Raw genomic sequence first — 15,320 nt, forward strand, 5'->3', positions numbered from 1 at the left:
GAATTTATAAGCTTTCCTTTATATCTTAAGAATTTCTTTAACTTTTACCATATCTATATTTTCCTCTAATACCTTTGATAACTTATCTAGTTCATTAAGCTTGTACTCTCTATATGTACTAACTTCATTATAGTCCTCTTCAATATTATTTTTAATTATCAAGGTTTTAATAAAACGCTTAATAAAATCCCCATTATCAAAAATTCCATGCAAGTATGTACCCATTGCATTTCCTTTGTCATTTATGGCTCCTGCAACTTCTCCATTACTTAATTTAATAAATATATTATTAGGATTATTTACTATAGTTTCTCCATTGTGGATTTCATACCCTGAAACTTCAACATTATTAATCTCTTCTATAATATTTGAAACAATTCTTCCAGAGGATTGCTTAGTTATTTTATCTTTATTAAAATTAGTTGTAGTAGGTAAAAACCCAAACCCACCTTCAACTCTTTTTTCTCCTTCAACACCTAAATCATCTATAATATAATTTCCCATCATCTGATATCCACCACAGATTCCTAAAATTATAGTTCCCTTTTCTTCTAAAGATACTATCTTGCTATATAATCCCTTTTCCTTTAGGAATCTAATATCATCAATAGTATTTTTACTTCCTGGAATTATTACTAAATGAGGGTCTCCAATTTCCTGTACTTTATCTACATATCTTATTGAAACATTCTCTAATCTGCTTAAAGAATTAAAATCTGTAAAATTAGACATATAAGGCAATCTAATAACAACTATGTCTATCCCTTTGCAATTACTAATCTTATTAGATATTCTTTCAGTAACACTATCTTCATCTTCTATATCTAAATTAAAGTAAGGCATTGCTCCAAGTACTGGAATATTTATAATTTCTTCTAGCTGTTTCATTGCAGGTTTAAAAGATTCCATATTTCCTCTAAATTTATTAATTATAATGCCCTTTACTCTATTTCTTTCTTCTTCATCTAAAAGCATTATAGTTCCTACTACAGAGGCAAATACTCCCCCCCTGTCTATATCTGCTACTAAAATTACTGGAGAATCACTTGCCTTTGCCATATGCATATTTGCAATATCGCTTTCCTTTAAATTTATTTCAGCACAACTTCCAGAGCCTTCTAAAACTATTAACTCATACTCTTTCGCTATTTCTTCGTAAGTATCTTTAACTACTTCTTTTAACTCCTTGTTAAGCTCCCTATATTTATATGAATCAATATTGCATTTTACTTTTCCATTTACAATAACTTGTGTTTTCATATTGCCACTAGGTTTTAGTAATACTGGATTCATCCAGGCTCTTGGTTTTATTTCACAAGCATCAGCTTGAACAACTTGTGCTCTTCCCATTTCAAGGCCCTCTTCAGTTACATAGGAGTTTAAAGAAATATTTAGAGCTTTAAAGGGTGCAACCTTCATTCCTTCATTTTTGAAATATCTACAAAATGCTGTTGCTATAGTACTCTTACCAACTGAAGAAGCTGTTCCAAGAAACATTATACTTTTACTCATTAATAATACCTACTATATCTAAAAATCCATGAGTTTCATTTGTAATAATCCCATTTTCTTTAAATTTAATTGGATACTTAAATAAAGGTCCATCAAAAGCAAAGGTATGATATTCTCCATTTTCTCCACAAGCATCTGAACCTGCTGCCACTATATCTGAAACAACTTCTTTAGTTAATACTTTACCTAGGAATTCTGTTGATAATACATCTAATCTTACATTTTTAATTACTGTCTTAAATCCACTATCTATAAATTCATAAGTTAACTTTTCTCTATTTTCAAGCCATAATGGGAAAATTGCTTCCATATTAGCTTCATTGCATCTATCTGTACACCAAACTCTGTGGGCTTCTAAATCTATATCTCCAAATACACAAGCTTCTGCTCCTAGCTCATTTTTAGCTTTCTTAAGTGCCTTATTAAAAGCATATTTATATTCTTCACCTTCACACTTTACTAATAATAATGGTATATTTAAAGATTTTGAAACCTCTTCTAATAGATCCTGAGGAACACCATGGAACCAAGACCTTAATACCTTTTTATCTACAGTAATAAGTAAAGCAACTGGCTTATGGCCATTTTTTATCATTCTATATAATGCTAATGTACTATCCTTTCCACAGCTATATGACATAACAAACTTTTTACTCATAATTTACCTCCATTTATTTAAAGTTCTTAACATAAATGACTTTATATCTATTCCGTAAACTTCTTCTAAGTCTCTTCCATTTAATACTTCTCTAGTATCCCCATTATTAATAAGAGTACCATCTTTAAGCATTAAAACCTTGTCTCCAAAGTTTTGGACTAAGTTTAAATCATGTAATACTGCAACAACTATTTTATTATTTTCCTTTGCCCAAAGCTTTAAATATTCTAATATTTCTATTTGATATCTTAAATCTAAGTGATTAGTCGGCTCATCTAATAGAATTACATCTGGATCTTGAGCAAATGCTCTAGCTAAAAAAACTCTTTGAAGCTGACCACCAGATAATTCACTTATAAGCTTATCCTTAATATCTAAAATCCCAACTTTCTCTAAACTATTATTTATTATTTCTTCATCATTCTTACCTAATTTAGAAAATACACCATTTAAATGAGCATATCTTCCTAAAGCAACTGTTTCATATATGCTATAGGGAAATAATATGTTTGAACTTTGAGTCATTAAAGAAACTTTTGTAGCTAAATCTTTTCTTTTTAATAATTTAGTGTCCTTCCCATCTAGTAGTATTTCTCCTTTAAAAGAAAGTAAATTTGCTATAGCTTTTAAAAGGGTGCTTTTCCCACATCCATTAGGTCCAACTATGCAAATATTTTCTCCTCTATTCACTTTAAAGCTAACGTTTTTTACTACATCTTCTCCATTATAACCACAATATATATTTTTAACTTCTAACATTTAATCACCTACTTTGACTTTTTAAAATATAGGTATGCAAAGAATGGTGCCCCTATCATTGCAGTTACTGCACCTACTGGTAATTCAGATGGAACTATAATAGTTCTTGCTATTAAATCCGTAATTATCATAAGACAACCACCAAAAACCACTGACATTGGAATAACATAGGCATGTTTTGAGCCAAAAACCTTTCTTACTATATGAGGTGCAATTAAATCTACAAATCCTATAGTTCCACTTATGGACACAGCAGCACCTGTTAGTATTGCTACAAAAATGAAAAGAAATTTTTTTACCCTTTCTGCTTCTACTCCTATAGATTTAGCTTCTTCTTCTCCGAAAGTCAAAATATCCATTTCTTTAACAAAAGACATAACTCCTATTATTCCAATTAAGAAAAATGGAATTCCAGCTTTAAGGTAACTCCATCCTCTCATAGAAAATGATCCCATTTGCCACATAGTTATAGCTTCCATTTTCTTTGTAAATAAGGCTGTTAATGTTGTTAAAGCAGCATTAAAGAATAATGAAAATACCATTCCAGTTAAAATAATAGTTGTATTAGATAGCTTTTTATCAACCTTACTAGCAAAGGCTAGAACTATAATCATTGTAATTAAACTACATAAAAATCCTACTAGGGGTAGTGAAAAATTTCCAAGGAAAGGGATAGTTATTCCTGAAACAATTAAAAGTCCTACGCCTAGCGAAGCTCCTGATGATACTCCTAATGTATATGGGGAAGCTAACGGATTTTTTAATACGGATTGAACTACTGCTCCACTTGCTGCTAAAGCTCCACCAATGCAAAAAGCTAATAAAACTCTTGGTAATCTAATACTCCATATTATTGCAACATCCTTCGCTTCAATGCCTTCCATTAAATTAATATTGAATAATTTATGTGCAATTATTGATATAATATCCATAATGCTAATATTGGAACTTCCAATGGAAGTTCCAATACAAATTATTAAAAATACTAATGGCACTGATAGTATCAGCAATGACTTAATTTTTTTATCTCTATTTATATTCATTTGGATAAATAGCCTTAGCCATTTCCTTTAATGCCTTAATAACATTTTGTGAAGGTCTTGAAGAAGTATTTTTATCCACACTATAGATATTACCTTCTTTAACTGCATTTAAACTATCCCATCCTTCACGGCTCTTAATTTCATCAACAGATTTTACTCCATTTTGATCTGGAACATTTGTAAATATTACGTCTGGATTTGCAGCTATAACTGATTCTGGTGTAGGTGATATCCAAGACATTTCATTTGCAAATATATTTTCTGCTCCAATTATTTCAATCATTTCATTTAAGAAAGTATCCTTACCAAAGCTATATAAAGTAGGAGTTGAACCAATTTCAAAATATACTTTTTTCTTATCAGTTATTTTTTCTCCTATTGCCTTTATTTCTTCAACTTCCTTTTTCATATTTTCAATTATTTCTTTTCCTTGCTTTTCAGTTTTAGTTATTTCAGCAATAAACTCTATATCACCATAAATTCCATCTATACTATCACTACTTGGAATATATACTACTGGTATTCCAGCTTCCTTAACTAATTTAAATGGATCTTCTTCACCAGCTTTATTATGTCCTGATGCTATAATCATATCTGGTTCTAAAGAAATCAATGTTTCTGCATCTGGGTTTCTAAAATCAATTTGTGGTAAATCTGTATTTACACCCTCAACATCTACTGAATACTTATCAATAGCAACAAGTTTATCAGAAAGGCCTAAAGCAACTAATACTTCTGTATTAGATGGTGCTGTTGATATTATTTTCTCCACCTTATTAGGCAAGGTAAATTCATTTCCTTCCCTATCTGTCATAGTTTTTGTAGTATTACTACACCCTGCAAATAATGCTAAAGAAAACATCATTGCAAAGACTAATGAAAGAATTCTACTTCTTTTTTTCATAATAAATCCTCCTAATTATTTTATTAGGGCTATTTTGTAATTCTTATTACAAAATAAAAAAAAGACACACCAAGAGTATGCCCTAAAATACCTTTATTATAATTTTGAATTATAAAACTAACTCAAAAATATAATAGTATTCCCATTATCCCACCCTCAGAAGATAATAGTTTTCCCATAAAAGGCAGGTCTCCCGGCTTAATTTCATCCTACTCTCTAGCCTTCCCGCTACATAAAGCAGTGGCTTAAATAGATTTCGTCCATATCACGGTTACTGGGGTAGCTCAGGATTATACCTGATTCCCTATTAAGCTTTTAAAAAAGCACCTTATATAGTTATATAGCTTAAATTTCATTTAGAATTATATTATTAATCATATAATATGTCAATTATAATATTCTATTTTATAACATCTTTTAGTGCTTGAATTAACTTTTCATTTTCCTCTCTTTTTCTTACAGCAACTCTATAATACTTATCACTTAATCCCTCATAGTTACTACAGCTTCTTATAATTATATTTCTCTTCATAAGTTCTAATTTTAAATCAATTTCTCTTTTCATTTTAAACATTATAAAGTTAACAGATGGCTTAAAAACTTTTATATCCTGAAAGCTATTTAGCTCATTATATAAGTAATTCTTTTCCTCTTCAATATATGAAATAGTCCTCTCAATATATTCTTTTTCCTTCAAAGAATATATTGCTGCCTTCTCTGCCAAAACATTAATATTCCATGGAACTGAAAGAGCTTCTATTTTATTTAGAATATCTTCATTGCTAGAAATACCATATCCTATTCTTATACCTGGTATTGCAAATAGTTTAGTCATAGATTTAATTATAAAAAGATTATCATATTCTTTTATCAATCTAATTGCTGAATAATTTTCTTCTTCCTTTATAAAATCTAAAAAGGATTCATCTACTGCAACAATTGTATTGGTAAATTTTGCTTTTTTAATTATATTTATAATTGTTTCTTTACTAGTAAGAGTTCCTGTAGGATTATTGGGATTACAAATAAAAACCATGTCTATATCATCATTTATGTAACTATTTATTTCTTCGTCAATAATCCAATTTTTCCCCTCTTTTAAGTGATAATATTTAATTACACTATTTACACTTAAGGCTGCTTCCTCATATTCTCCAAAAGTAGGTGCAGGTAATAATACCTTTTTAGGCTTTACAGCTCTAACTAAATTAAAAATAACTTCTGCAGCTCCATTTCCTAAAATTAAATTTTTGTTTTCTACGCCTTCAAATTCACTTATTGCTGATTTCAAATTAAAATATGTAATATCAGGATATTTTTCAACTTCATCTAAAGACTTTATTATTATGTCTTTAACTCTAGTATTAATTCCTAAAGGATTTATATTAGCAGAAAAATCAATAAGCTTACTTTTATCTAAATTAAAATTTCTAGATATCTCATCTATATTTCCACCATGAACTACCTTACTCATTTAAAATCCTCCAATTAAATTTAATACAACAGCAACTAAATAGCTTAAGATTGTAACTAAATACAATATATTATTAGTTTTATAAACATCTGAAATATCAATATTTTTTATATTATCTCCTATAGTTGGCTTTTCTACTAATTTACCAAAATAATAATTTGCTCCTCCTAGCTTTAATCCTAGAGCTCCTGCTACAGCTGCTTCAGGATGGGCACTATTTGGACTACTATGATTATATTTATCTCTAGAGTATATTTCATAAGAATTTTTATAATCTAACTTTAATATGTAGGATGAAAGTATTATTAAATATCCTGTAAGTCTAGCTGGTATGTAATTAAATATATCATCTAATTTAGCTGGAAAATAACCGAAATCCTTGTACTTATCATTTTTATATCCAAAGATAGAATCCATAGTATTAACAGCTTTATATACAAAAGCAAAGGGAGCTCCAAACAATCCAGCATAAAATAATGGTGCTACAACACCATCTGACATATTTTCTGCTATAGTTTCAACTACTGCTCTTAATATTCCTTCTGTATCTAATGAATTAGTATCTCTTCCAACTATATATGAAAGTTGTTTTCTTGCCCCTTCTAAATCATCTTTCAATAAAAATTTTATAACTTTTAAGCCTTCTACCTTTAAAGCCTTAGCTGAAATTGTGAAGTAAATCATAATTCCACTAATAGCAGTACCTAAAATATGATTAATATTAAAGCTTAACTTTAGAATTAAAAAACTTATAATATAAACTATTGCTACAGAAAAAATCCAAGTTAATAAACCTGCAATTTTTAAGTAATTATTTAGTATCTTTCTAAATAATTTTTCCAAACTACTGCATAAGCTCCCTATAAATCTAATTGGATGAAAGGGGTTTTGTGGATCTCCTATTAATAAATCTAATAAAAAACCTATAGTTAATTCCTTCATTTTCTTCTTCCTAACCTTTATATCTTCTTTATATCTTCAACTTTTGTAATTTCAAATTTATTATTTAAAAACTCTACTGTAATTTTATATCCTTGTCCAAAGCTAGGTTGCCAAGTATAAAAGTTTTTACTGTTATCATGAAATTCTTCTAATATTGTACCTATAGTTCCCCCATGGGAAATCAATAAAGCTGAATTGATTTTCTTATTATTTATATCTTTAATAAAAGATATAAACTGCTCTCTTATCCTTTTTTTATAAGCATTCTTACTTTCACCCTTAGGACACCTTATTTCTCCTGACTTATCTGTTATCCACTCTATATATCTTTCATCTTCCTTTAAGTCCTCATAGGATTTCATTTCAAACTCTCCAAAGTCATATTCAAAGAAACCTCTTAATTCTATAAAATCATTATTTCCATAAAGAATCTTAAAGGTTTCATTTGCTCTCTTAGCTCCACTAGTATAGTATTTATCACATTTTGGATAATTAAGGCTTTCCTTTAATTTTTTTAATTCTTCTATTCCATTGTCGCTTAATGATAAATCTGTTTTACCGCAATATAACCTTTTTTCATTAGCAATGGTTTTTCCATGCCTTATTAATATTACTTCAATCTTACTCATCTTTAAGCACCATTGCTATTCCACAGAAAACCCTATAAACAGTTTTAGAAGTCTTACTTATATATTGGAGACACTTTCCTGTATTTTCTCTCCACATTCTATCTTCCCTTTTTAAAGGAACTATTCCCTGGGAAATATCATCACATATAATTATTTTATCTTTAAAAAGTTCCTTATTTTTCATCATATACTCTGTGGCATCAATTCCTTTTAAAGAAAGCTTATATATAAATTTATGAAATCCATTAATTACACTTTTAGTGAAATCTATATCCATGTTATTTAATTCATCATTTATTGTGTATATTTCATCTTCTGTAATATTAAACTTTTCTTTCACAAAACTTAATTTTCCATTATAAGCTCCTCCGAAAATTAAAATCAAAGCTATCACTCCTAACTAAATAATCGATAAGACAAATATTCCTAATACTTCACTTAGTACTAGTCCATAGCCAGCAATATCCCCTGACATTCCTCCAAGTTCCCTAATACTTTTCTCTACAGAAAGAATAGCAATAATTATCATTGCTAAAGGTACTAGGATAAACTTTATTCCTAATAGCATAAATAAGCCTGAAGATATTATTAAAAATATATATAAAATTAATATATCAACTTTTCCAGTTCCCTTTTTAAAATAAGAGCCTAATGAACTTTCCTTCATAGCTTCTTTTTTTAGTAACATAAGCCCCATTAGACTTCTTGATATAATAGGTATGATAATAATTCCAATTATGTTAGATTTATTTTCTACTAAAGTATAGGTAGCAGCAAAATCAATTATAAATAATATTCCAAGGGAAATAACCGAAAATGCCCCAGTATTAGGATCTTTAAGAATTCTTACCTTTTCCTGCTTATCCCTTCTAGACAATAATGCATCACTTACATCCATAAACCCATCTAAATGTAACATTCCTGTTATAACAAAAGGTATAACCATTGTTATAGCTGATATTAAAATAATGGAAAGGTTAAAATACTCTGTAAGTCTAAATACTATATAATTTATAAGTCCAACAACCATACCAACTAAAGGGTATAACTTCATCATATGCCTAACTGCATCATCCTTCCATGCTTTATATGGTACTGGTAATATCGTAAACATGCTTAAAGCCATTATAAAACCATTAATTAAATTCTTCATTTTAACATTCCTACCAACTCTCTACCTTTATGTATTATTTCATTATTGAAGCTACATTCAATAACAATATCTGAAAACTTTGCTAAATTAATATTTAGCCTTCCTATTTCCTTTCTAAAGGTTTCTGTATAATTATCATAAATAATTCCATCACTAAATAAATAATCAGTAACTATTATTAAATTTTCTACCTTTTTACTTATAAAAGCTATATCTTCAAATATCTTTTCACTTATATTCTGTATAAAATTACCTTCACAAAACATCTCGTTAGTAACTAAAGAAGTAATACTATCTAATAAAATAGTATCTTTATTATTTAATTTATACACTATATCCTTTAAATCCCTATCTTTTTCTATAGTTGTAAATCCAAAGCCTTCTCTATCTAACAAATGTCTTTCTATTCTACTGTTATCCTCTAGGTCAGAAGGCTTCATAGTTGCAAGATAATATAATATTCCTTCTTTATTTTCCAACTTTTTTGCATAACCTTGAGCTGCCATAGATTTTCCACTTTTAGAACCACCAACTAATAATATAATCATTTTATTCAACCCTTTTTCTATTTATCAACAATATAATTTTTTTTATCTTTAATGTTCTCCAAATAGCTTGGATCTATTTCCGCTTCAGCAAAGGTAGCCATATTATTCATCATAGCACAAGCATAATTAACTATTGAAAAGGCTATGGGGCAACCACTCCCTTCCCCTAGTCTCATATCTAAATTTAACATTGGCTCAAGGCCTATATTATCCATAGCAATACTATAGCCTATTTCTTTTGAAAGATGTGATGGAATTAAATAATCTTTAACATTATCGCATAATTTAGTTGCTACTAAGGCTGCTACTACTGAAATAAATCCATCTATTACAATAGGAAGCTTATAATAAGCTGCTCCTAAATAAACTCCTACCATTCCAGCTAAATCAAAGCCTCCAACCTTAGCAATTACATCTATTGGATCTTCTCTATTTGGCTTATTTATCTCTATTGCCTTCTTTACTACCTTTTTCTTAAGTATGAAAGCTTCATCTGTAAGACCAGCTCCCTTACCAACCACTTCGTCTATTTCACAATCTACTATGGAAGCTAAAACTGCACTACTTGTAGTAGTATTGCCAATGCCCATTTCTCCAACCCCTAAGATGTCATATCCTTTTTTCTTAGCATCTCTTACTAAATCAATTCCTATATAAATAGCCTTTAAAGCTTCTTCATAACTCATAGCAGCTCCCTTTGCTATATTATATGTACCTTTTCTAATCTTATTATTAATTGCTCCTGGAATTTCTCCTTCACAATTAACTCCAATATCTACAACAATTAAATCTGTATTATTTTCCTTTGCTAAAACTGCAACACCAGTAAGGCCTTTAGAAAAATTAATAGTTTGTGCTAATGTCACATATTGTGGAGATGATGCAACTCCTTCTTCCACTACTCCATTATCAGAAGATAATATTATTATACATTTTTTATCTATTTTATTTTTTACTTTACCAGTAATTCCAGACAACTTAATAGCTAAATCTTCAAGTTTCCCTAAGCTTCCTAAAGGCTTTGCTAAAGAAGCTACTCGTTTTCTAGCATCTTCTATTGCTTTTTTATCTACCTTTTCTATATTATCAATAATGGCCTGAACTTCATTTTTATACTTCATTAAAATCACCTAATTATATTCTTCTTTTTTTGTTATAATATATTAAATTTTAACTAAAAGTCAATAAAGCTATGATTAAATAGACGTAAAAAAGGATATAGATATTATCTTCTTTGCTCCGTCGCAGGCTCCAAGTCGCCAGAAGATAATATCTATATCCTCGAATACTGAAGGAAAGGAATTTATAAAAAATTATTAACAGGGTAATATTTTTATAAATTCCTAAAAAATAAAAAATAGAGATAAAAATATAGTTAAGGTGACATATTAACCTATAAGTCACAATAACATTATATTTTTATCTCTTACATGTAAAGGCAATAATTCTTTTGAAATCAATTTATAAGTTTTTATACTTATTAACATATATTTTTTATTATTTTAATATCTGAAACCTTTGACCATATATTGTTTTTACTTTTTATTCTTACTTTAATATAATTAACTTTAATATTATTTAGTCTAATTTCTATGTTTTCATTATTTATATTAACATTTTCACTTGATAGTATTAATATTTCTTTGTCACCTGATAAATCTATAACTTCATAACTAATGATATCATTATTAACAGATGGATATATTAATTTTTCAATTGAAATAAAGCTTGTAAATTTATATGTAAATTCTCTTAAATATGAATTATCATTTTCTAAATATGTGTCCTCTTCATTTTCCATAGTATTTGCATCATAATCTTTATATTTATAAGCTATTTTTTTTAGTTTGTTAATACTATCATTAGAAAAGTTAAAGACATTACTATAATACGCAAAGCCTTCATATAATACTGTAGTTGAAAGAATATCATTTATTTCAATAGAATCCACATTTAGCCTCCTTTTATTATATACTTGGTCTAAATTTTATTCTAATTCTAACATCTTATTTTATATCTATATTCTCGTACTAATACCTAACTTTTTAAAGTCCTTTATTAGGTTATTATGGTCATAAAATCATAGGACTAAAGTCCTTTTAATGTTATTATTATCTAATTTTTTCTTATTATTTTGTATCCAAATCCAAAAAAGCTATTTAAAGCTCCTTTGTAATTGTTATCATAGCCTTAGTATGATAAATTCTAATTATATTATCTTAAAGAGGTGTTTCCATGGCAAAAAAGAGAGTGATATATATATCAGTTATCATTACATTTATATTAATTATTCCAGCAACAATTTTTATTTATATTAATAAAAATAATGCCCCTTATGAAAACAAAGACTTTTCTTGGGAAAACTTAAGCTTATACTTTGTTATGACAGATAGATTTTATGATGGTGACAAAAGTAACAACAATTCCTATGAACGTCTTTCAATAGATGCAAAAGGTTCAACAGTTGGTACCTTTCATGGTGGAGACTTAAAAGGATTAACAAAAAAATTAAAAGAAAATTACTTTAATGATTTAGGTATTAATGCTATTTGGATAACTTCACCTGTGGAGCAAATCCATGGATTTATTTCTGGAGATAACTCTGGTTCCTTTGCTCATTATGGATATCATGGCTATTATGCTTTAGATTGGACATCTATTGATAAAAATATGGGTACTGTAGAAGATATGAGAGAATTTGTTGATACTGCTCACTCTAAAGGTATTAGAGTTGTTCTAGATGTAGTTATTAATCATACAGGTTATTCTAATTTAAAAGACATGTCAGACTACGACTTTAAGCCTTTAAAAAATCCCTCTATTGATATTGGAAATTGGCAACCAAGTGAATTTGAAAATTATGATACTTATAATAAGACAATTGTAGATTATGCTGGCTCTAAAGAGGAGTGGGCTAAATGGTGGGGAACTGATTGGATAAGAGCTGGACTTCCTGGTTATACTTCTGGTGGAAATAATGATATTACTATGAATTTATCTGGACTACCAGATATTAAAACCGAATCAAAAGAACCAGTATCTCTTCCACCAATTCTTGAAAGAAAATGGGAAAAAGATAAAGTTGAAAATAATGAAGATTGGATAGTTCCTTCAGCAGTAAAATATAGAACTGATTTAAATGTAGATCCTTCAACATATATTATTAAATGGCTTGCTGCTTGGGTAGAGGAATTTGGAATAGATGGTTTTAGGGCTGATACCGCTAAACATATTGATATTTATAGATGGCAAGAATTAAAAGATGAAAGTAATAAAGCCTTAAAAACTTGGAGGGAAAATAATCCAGATAAACCTGGTGCCAAATGGTCAGATGACTTTTGGATGACAGGTGAAGTTTTTGGACAAGGCTTAGATAAAAATCAGTATTATGATAATGGTTTTGATTCTATAATTAACTTCGATTTTCCTAAAGGTGATAGCTTAGAATATCTTGAAGAAATATATTCTGAATATGCTAACAAAATAAATAATGATGATAAATTTAATGTTCTAAGTTATATTTCTTCCCACGATACTGGACTAACAAGAGGTAATATGATTAATCTTGGAACTAAATTAATAATGACTCCAGGTGGAATTGAAATATATTATGGTGATGAATCAAACAGAAAGGCGTCTACTAATACTGTTACTACAGCTAAGGACCAACCTTCAAGGTCAGATATGAATTGGGACTCAATGGATAAAGAAGTTTTATCACATTGGCAAAAGCTTGGCCAATTTAGATCCAATCATATTTCTATTGGAGCTGGTTACCATAATATGCTTCAAAGTTCTCCTTATGCTTTTAGTAGAACATATAATAAAAATAATATAAATGATAAGGTGGTTATATCAACTGAAGCTTATGATGAATCTGAAATAGATGTTTCTTCAGTTTGGGATGATGATACTAAGATAAAGGATTTTTATACAGGTAAAAAATATACTGTTAAAAATGGAAAAGTTAATATATCGCCTAATAAAAATGGAGTTATATTATTAGAAGAAGTAAAATGATGCTTTCGCACAATGAAAAATGGAGCTGTTACAACAGCTCCATTTCTTATTTAATATGTATTAAATTTTCCAAACTAAAATTTTACTACTTCTTTTATAGCTTCTACTACGCCATTATCATTATTGCTCTTAGCAATAAATCTAGAAACCTTCTTTAAATCATCATGGGCATTTTCCATGGCGAAACTATAATAAGCACTGCCCATCATTTCTAAATCATTAAGATAATCTCCAAATACCATAGTTTCTTTATGATCTATATCTAGCATATCTTGAATTTTATTTATTGCAACTCCCTTATTAACACCTTTAGCAGTTATATCAAGCCAAATTTCTCCTGATACTGTTACTTGAAGCTTGTCCTTATATTCATTATAATAATTATTACTATTAAATTCTGATCCTGAAAAATCACATATTGTTACTTTTAATATATCATCTTCTACTTTAGTTAAATCATCTACTATTTCATATCTCTCATAATATTTTTTTGTTTCTTTAACTAATCTCTCTTCGCTACTTTCTATATAAGCAGATTTTTTACCACATACAATAACATAAGCATTTTCTATAGTTCTACCTATTTTTATAAGCTCTATTGCAATATTTTTATCTAAAGCATTAACCAGAATTTCTTCACCCTTATATACTACAAAAGTACCATTCTCTGCTATAAACATCATATTATCTTTTATTTTTTCAAATCTTTTTAATAGATTATAATACTGCCTTCCACTGGCTGCTGCAAATATTATGTCCTTTTCCACAAGCTTATGATAAATATCAAAAAACTCCTGGTTTATTTCATTTTTTTCGTTTAACAATGTTCCATCCATATCTGATGCTATTAATTTTATCATTTTCAAATTCCTTCCTTCTAATACAATAGTTTAACTTTTGTTTCCTTAAGAGCTTTCATTATATTTATATCTGGCTCTTTATCCGTAATTATATATTCAATCTCATTTAATGTTGTAAATTTATATGAACCATCTTTATAAAATTTATTATTATCTCCTAATAAATAAGTCACTCTACTAGCATTAATTATAGCCTTCTTTGTTTCTGCTTCGTCTAGGTTAAAGTTGCTTATAAAATTCTCTTCTATGTTAATACCTCCAGCCCCTATAAAGGCTTTATCTATTTTAAACTTTTTAATTTCTTCAATAGAAAAAGCTCCAACTGTTCCTCCAAGTCTTTTATTATAGGTTCCCCCTATTTGAATTATATCTATATTAGGATTAAAATCAAATTCCATAGCTATTCTATTCATATTAGTTATTATAGTTATTTTTTTATTAAAGTTAGTAAGCATATTAGAAACCATATAATTTGTGCTAGAAATATCTAAGAAAATAACATCATCTTCTTCTATTTCATTAATTACTATGTTAGCAATACTTTCTTTTTCATCTAAATTCATAATTACCCTAGATGAAGTATTTTCATTATGCTCTATTTTTCTTTCTAAAATTGCACCACCATAGGTTCTTTTTATACCACCATATTGTTCTAATTTACATAAATCCTTACGAATCATGCCTTCAGAAACATTAAATTTTTCACTTAAGTCTTTAACTCTAACTTTTCCATCTCTTTTAAGAATAGCTAATATATCCTCAAGCCTTTCTTCCATAAACACAAAAATGCACCTTCTTATAACTATTTATTATTAATT

16 protein-coding genes and 1 riboswitch are annotated in these 15,320 nt (G+C 28.3%); of the genes, 1 reads left to right on the plus strand and 15 read right to left on the minus strand.

Annotation, left to right across the window (positions count from 1 at the left end; genetic code table 11):
* Positions 1 to 18 precede the first annotated feature (18 nt).
* The 13 genes from ACFYH6_RS13750 to ACFYH6_RS13810 all read right to left on the minus strand — a co-directional run bounded on the left by ACFYH6_RS13750 (position 19) and on the right by ACFYH6_RS13810 (position 11,573).
* Entirely contained in the window at positions 19 to 1,512 is a 1,494-nt protein-coding gene (locus tag ACFYH6_RS13750; protein ID WP_416178352.1) for a cobyric acid synthase, read from the minus strand.
* Entirely contained in the window at positions 1,505 to 2,170 is a 666-nt protein-coding gene (locus ACFYH6_RS13755) for a diphthine--ammonia ligase (protein WP_416178351.1), read from the minus strand. Before ACFYH6_RS13755 ends, ACFYH6_RS13750 begins: the two co-directional genes overlap by 8 nt.
* Before the next feature lie 3 nt (positions 2,171 to 2,173).
* Positions 2,174 to 2,929: an ABC transporter ATP-binding protein gene (locus tag ACFYH6_RS13760; protein ID WP_416178350.1), complete on the minus strand. Its 756-nt coding sequence runs from the start codon at positions 2,927 to 2,929 to the stop codon at positions 2,174 to 2,176.
* An 8-nt stretch (positions 2,930 to 2,937) separates the two neighbouring features.
* Positions 2,938 to 3,972 (minus strand): FecCD family ABC transporter permease, encoded by a 1,035-nt coding sequence (locus tag ACFYH6_RS13765; RefSeq protein ID WP_416178349.1) that lies wholly within the window; start codon positions 3,970 to 3,972, stop codon positions 2,938 to 2,940.
* On the minus strand, positions 3,959 to 4,876 hold the full coding sequence (locus ACFYH6_RS13770) for an ABC transporter substrate-binding protein (protein ID WP_416178348.1): 918 nt from the start codon (positions 4,874 to 4,876) through the stop codon (positions 3,959 to 3,961). The genes ACFYH6_RS13765 and ACFYH6_RS13770 overlap by 14 nt, the downstream gene beginning before the upstream one ends.
* Before the next feature lie 165 nt (positions 4,877 to 5,041).
* A riboswitch (cobalamin riboswitch) is annotated at positions 5,042 to 5,222 on the minus strand.
* A 54-nt stretch (positions 5,223 to 5,276) separates the two neighbouring features.
* Complete coding sequence (cobD, locus tag ACFYH6_RS13775) at positions 5,277 to 6,350, minus strand: threonine-phosphate decarboxylase CobD (protein ID WP_416178347.1); 1,074 nt, start codon at positions 6,348 to 6,350, stop codon at positions 5,277 to 5,279.
* The gene (locus ACFYH6_RS13780) at positions 6,351 to 7,292 is read right to left on the minus strand and encodes a cobalamin biosynthesis protein (RefSeq protein WP_416178346.1); all 942 of its coding nucleotides are present in this window, start codon (positions 7,290 to 7,292) and stop codon (positions 6,351 to 6,353) included.
* 17 nt (positions 7,293 to 7,309) lie between these two features.
* On the minus strand, positions 7,310 to 7,921 hold the full coding sequence (locus tag ACFYH6_RS13785; RefSeq protein ID WP_416178345.1) for a histidine phosphatase family protein: 612 nt from the start codon (positions 7,919 to 7,921) through the stop codon (positions 7,310 to 7,312).
* A complete protein-coding gene (locus ACFYH6_RS13790) occupies positions 7,914 to 8,306 on the minus strand; it encodes a bifunctional adenosylcobinamide kinase/adenosylcobinamide-phosphate guanylyltransferase (protein ID WP_416178344.1) in 393 nt (130 codons plus the stop codon). Before ACFYH6_RS13790 ends, ACFYH6_RS13785 begins: the two co-directional genes overlap by 8 nt.
* 15 nt (positions 8,307 to 8,321) lie before the next feature.
* The gene (locus ACFYH6_RS13795) at positions 8,322 to 9,074 is read right to left on the minus strand and encodes an adenosylcobinamide-GDP ribazoletransferase (RefSeq protein WP_416178343.1); all 753 of its coding nucleotides are present in this window, start codon (positions 9,072 to 9,074) and stop codon (positions 8,322 to 8,324) included.
* A complete protein-coding gene (locus ACFYH6_RS13800) occupies positions 9,071 to 9,622 on the minus strand; it encodes a bifunctional adenosylcobinamide kinase/adenosylcobinamide-phosphate guanylyltransferase (RefSeq protein ID WP_316342397.1) in 552 nt (183 codons plus the stop codon). The genes ACFYH6_RS13795 and ACFYH6_RS13800 overlap by 4 nt, the downstream gene beginning before the upstream one ends.
* 17 nt (positions 9,623 to 9,639) lie before the next feature.
* On the minus strand, positions 9,640 to 10,743 hold the full coding sequence (gene cobT / locus ACFYH6_RS13805) for a nicotinate-nucleotide--dimethylbenzimidazole phosphoribosyltransferase (RefSeq protein WP_316342398.1): 1,104 nt from the start codon (positions 10,741 to 10,743) through the stop codon (positions 9,640 to 9,642).
* Between the two features lie 359 nt (positions 10,744 to 11,102).
* Complete coding sequence (locus ACFYH6_RS13810) at positions 11,103 to 11,573, minus strand: hypothetical protein (protein ID WP_416178342.1); 471 nt, start codon at positions 11,571 to 11,573, stop codon at positions 11,103 to 11,105.
* Positions 11,574 to 11,857: 284 nt separating this feature from the next.
* Between ACFYH6_RS13810 and ACFYH6_RS13815 the strand changes: the two genes are divergently transcribed.
* Positions 11,858 to 13,642: an alpha-amylase family glycosyl hydrolase gene (locus tag ACFYH6_RS13815; RefSeq protein ID WP_416178341.1), complete on the plus strand. Its 1,785-nt coding sequence runs from the start codon at positions 11,858 to 11,860 to the stop codon at positions 13,640 to 13,642.
* A gap of 74 nt (positions 13,643 to 13,716) precedes the next feature.
* Here ACFYH6_RS13815 and ACFYH6_RS13820 read toward each other — a convergent pair whose 3' ends face one another.
* Together ACFYH6_RS13820 and ACFYH6_RS13825 are read right to left on the minus strand one after the other, a co-directional pair.
* The gene (locus ACFYH6_RS13820; protein ID WP_316342401.1) at positions 13,717 to 14,502 is read right to left on the minus strand and encodes an HAD family hydrolase; all 786 of its coding nucleotides are present in this window, start codon (positions 14,500 to 14,502) and stop codon (positions 13,717 to 13,719) included.
* 17 nt (positions 14,503 to 14,519) lie between these two features.
* Positions 14,520 to 15,278 carry a DeoR/GlpR family DNA-binding transcription regulator gene (locus ACFYH6_RS13825; protein WP_316342402.1) on the minus strand — a complete coding sequence of 253 codons (759 nt, stop codon included), beginning with the start codon at positions 15,276 to 15,278 and terminating at the stop codon, positions 14,520 to 14,522.
* Positions 15,279 to 15,320: the final 42 nt, after the last annotated feature.

This window comes from Clostridium sp. HCS.1, assembly GCF_047900555.1.
In the GTDB taxonomy this organism is placed as follows: Bacteria; Bacillota; Clostridia; order Clostridiales; family Clostridiaceae; genus Clostridium.

Bases quoted from the DNA above. Each gene is read 5' to 3' on its own strand.
- ACFYH6_RS13780 (WP_416178346.1), bottom strand. From the start codon at position 7,292: ATGAAGGAATTAACTATAGGTTTTTTATTAGATTTATTAATAGGAGAT.
- ACFYH6_RS13795 (WP_416178343.1), bottom strand. From the start codon at position 9,074: ATGAAGAATTTAATTAATGGTTTTATAATGGCTTTAAGCATGTTTACG.
- ACFYH6_RS13765 (WP_416178349.1), bottom strand. From the start codon at position 3,972: ATGAATATAAATAGAGATAAAAAAATTAAGTCATTGCTGATACTATCA.
- ACFYH6_RS13800 (WP_316342397.1), bottom strand. From the start codon at position 9,622: ATGATTATATTATTAGTTGGTGGTTCTAAAAGTGGAAAATCTATGGCA.
- ACFYH6_RS13760 (WP_416178350.1), bottom strand. From the start codon at position 2,929: ATGTTAGAAGTTAAAAATATATATTGTGGTTATAATGGAGAAGATGTA.
- ACFYH6_RS13750 (WP_416178352.1), bottom strand. From the start codon at position 1,512: ATGAGTAAAAGTATAATGTTTCTTGGAACAGCTTCTTCAGTTGGTAAG.
- ACFYH6_RS13820 (WP_316342401.1), bottom strand. From the start codon at position 14,502: ATGATAAAATTAATAGCATCAGATATGGATGGAACATTGTTAAACGAA.
- ACFYH6_RS13785 (WP_416178345.1), bottom strand. From the start codon at position 7,921: ATGAGTAAGATTGAAGTAATATTAATAAGGCATGGAAAAACCATTGCT.
- ACFYH6_RS13755 (WP_416178351.1), bottom strand. From the start codon at position 2,170: ATGAGTAAAAAGTTTGTTATGTCATATAGCTGTGGAAAGGATAGTACA.
- ACFYH6_RS13815 (WP_416178341.1), top strand. From the start codon at position 11,858: ATGGCAAAAAAGAGAGTGATATATATATCAGTTATCATTACATTTATA.
- ACFYH6_RS13770 (WP_416178348.1), bottom strand. From the start codon at position 4,876: ATGAAAAAAAGAAGTAGAATTCTTTCATTAGTCTTTGCAATGATGTTT.
- cobT (WP_316342398.1), bottom strand. From the start codon at position 10,743: ATGAAGTATAAAAATGAAGTTCAGGCCATTATTGATAATATAGAAAAG.
- ACFYH6_RS13825 (WP_316342402.1), bottom strand. From the start codon at position 15,278: ATGGAAGAAAGGCTTGAGGATATATTAGCTATTCTTAAAAGAGATGGA.
- cobD (WP_416178347.1), bottom strand. From the start codon at position 6,350: ATGAGTAAGGTAGTTCATGGTGGAAATATAGATGAGATATCTAGAAAT.